2 protein-coding genes and 1 pseudogene are annotated in these 1,934 nt (G+C 70.4%); 1 reads left to right on the top strand and 2 read right to left on the bottom strand.

Annotated elements, in window-relative coordinates:
• Nucleotides 1-136 (top strand): annotated as a pseudogene (locus B7767_RS49055) (trehalose-phosphatase); the annotation flags it as partial.
• Nucleotides 137-302: 166 nt separating this feature from the next.
• On the opposite strand, the gene B7767_RS44150 reads toward B7767_RS49055, so the two are convergent.
• Nucleotides 303-557, bottom strand: coding sequence for a DUF3263 domain-containing protein (locus tag B7767_RS44150; RefSeq protein WP_085576675.1), 255 nt, complete (start codon nucleotides 555-557; stop codon nucleotides 303-305).
• Between the two features lie 10 nt (nucleotides 558-567).
• On the bottom strand, nucleotides 568-1,800 hold the full coding sequence (locus B7767_RS44145) for an extracellular solute-binding protein (protein WP_371103062.1): 1,233 nt from the start codon (nucleotides 1,798-1,800) through the stop codon (nucleotides 568-570).
• Nucleotides 1,801-1,934: the final 134 nt, after the last annotated feature.

Below are 1,934 nucleotides of genomic sequence, written 5' to 3'. Positions count from 1 at the left end.
CGCCGGCACTCCGGGGCTTCTGGTGTGCAGCGGCAGCGACGAGGTCACGGAGCTGCGGGAACGGGCGGATCTGGTGGTCGACGGACCGGCGGGGGTCGTAGGGCTGCTGCGGGGGCTGGCGGAGCGGATGCGCTGACCGGGTTTTTTCGCCCCCGCCGCCCCTTCCCTTCCCCCCGGGGGCGCTGCCCCCGGACCCCTGCTCCTCAAACGCCGGAGAGGCTGGAATTTAGCCCCTCCGGCGCTCGAGGAGCGGGGCCTGGGGCGGAGCCCCAGGTCGGGAAGGGAAGGGGCGGCGGGGGCGATCAACGCTCGGTGCGGCGGGTCTCCCGGATGCGGCGCAGACGGTTGACCGTCACCGGGTCGTGGGCGAGGGCCCGGGGATCGTCCAGGAGCGCGTTCAGGAGCTGGTAGTACCGGACGGGAGCCAGCCCCAGCTCCTCGCGGATGACGCGTTCCTTGACGCCGGGACCGGAGAAGCCCCGGCGCTCCAACGCGAGGATGTCCCGCTCGCGCCGGGCGAGCCCCCCGTCTTCCCGCTCCTCGTCCCCCGTGCCCATGCCCCGCAGACTACTCCGCGCTCTCCGCGCGCGTCGCCGTCGCCTGGAGTCCGCCGAGGACGCCGGCCGGGCTGCCGTTGGGGGCGACCGCCTTGCCGATCTGCTTCTTGACCGCCGCGTTGACCGTCGCCCAGGAGGTGTTGCCGACCGGGTAGAACTCCGAGGTCGCGAGCTGGTCGAGGAAGGGCTTGAGGTCCTTGTCCTGGTCGGACGCGGCCATCGTCCGGGACGCGGAGGTGGTGACCGGCAGCAGGTTGTACTCGCGGGAGAAGTCGAGCACGTTCTCCTCGCTGTAGACGAAGTCGAGGAACTCGCCGACCTGGTCGCGGTGGCCGTTCTTCTTGAAGGCCATCATCCAGTCGGCGACACCGAGCGTGGCCGGGCTCTCGCCGTTGGCGCCCGGCGTCGGCACCATGCCGAACTCCACACCCTTCGCCTTCGCCGTCTCCATCAGCGAGGGGTGCCCGTTGAGCATGCCGACGTCCCCGGCGGCGAACGCCGCGAACGCGTCGGCCCGGTCGAGCTTGCCGGGCGCGACGGGACCGGTCAGGCCCTTGCCGACCAGCTCGTCCTTCAGCCAGGAGAAGGTCTCGACGTTCTGCGCGGAGTCGATGCTGTACGTGCCCATGATGTCGGTGTAGCCGCCGTCGCCGCTGAGCAGCCACTGCATGGTCTCGGCCTGTGCCTCCTCCGGGCCGAGCGGCAGCGCGTACGGGTACTTCACGCCCTGCGCGTCGAGCGCCTCGGCGGCCTCGGCGAGCTCGTCCCAGGTCTCCGGCGGGGTGATGCCGGCCTCGGCGAACAGCTTCTTGTTGTAGAAAAGCACGCGCGTGGAGGAGGCGAAGGGCAGGCCGTACTGCACGCTGTTGACCTCGCCCGCGGTGGTGAGCTGGGAGAGGAAGTCCGCCTGGACGGGGATGGAGAGCAGGTCGCCGGCCTTGTAGAGCTCGCCCTCGGCCGCGTAGTCGGCGTACGCGCCGATCTGCGCCATGTCCGGCGGGTCGCCCGCGTCGACCATCTCCTTGACCTTGCGGTCGACGTCGTTCCAGGAGTAGACGTCCACGTCGATCTTCACGTCGGGGTGCTCGGCCTCGTACCGCTCGACCAGGCCGGCCCAGTACTTCTCGGAGCTGTTGGCCGCGCTGTCGCCGTAGTCGGCGGCGACCAGCTTCAGGGTCACGTCGGAGGACCCGCCGCCGAGCCCGCATCCGCCGAGGACTCCCGTCAGTCCCAGTGCGGACACCACCGCGATCGTCCTTGTCCTGACCCGCCGCTGCACTTGCCCTGCCCCTGCCCCGGCGCACCGCGCCGTCCGGAAAGTTTTCGATAATCGGAATAAGGTCTACACCACGTGAGTGGACTAGACCTCTTGCGGGT

Source organism: Streptomyces sp. 13-12-16 (assembly GCF_002114215.1).
In the GTDB taxonomy this organism is placed as follows: Bacteria; Actinomycetota; Actinomycetes; order Streptomycetales; family Streptomycetaceae; genus Streptomyces.
This window is presented reverse-complemented; position numbering and strand designations above follow the sequence as displayed.

Coding starts and splice junctions, on each gene's coding strand:
- B7767_RS44150 (WP_085576675.1), bottom strand. CDS start 557: ATGGGCACGGGGGACGAGGAGCGGGAAGACGGGGGGCTCGCCCGGCGC.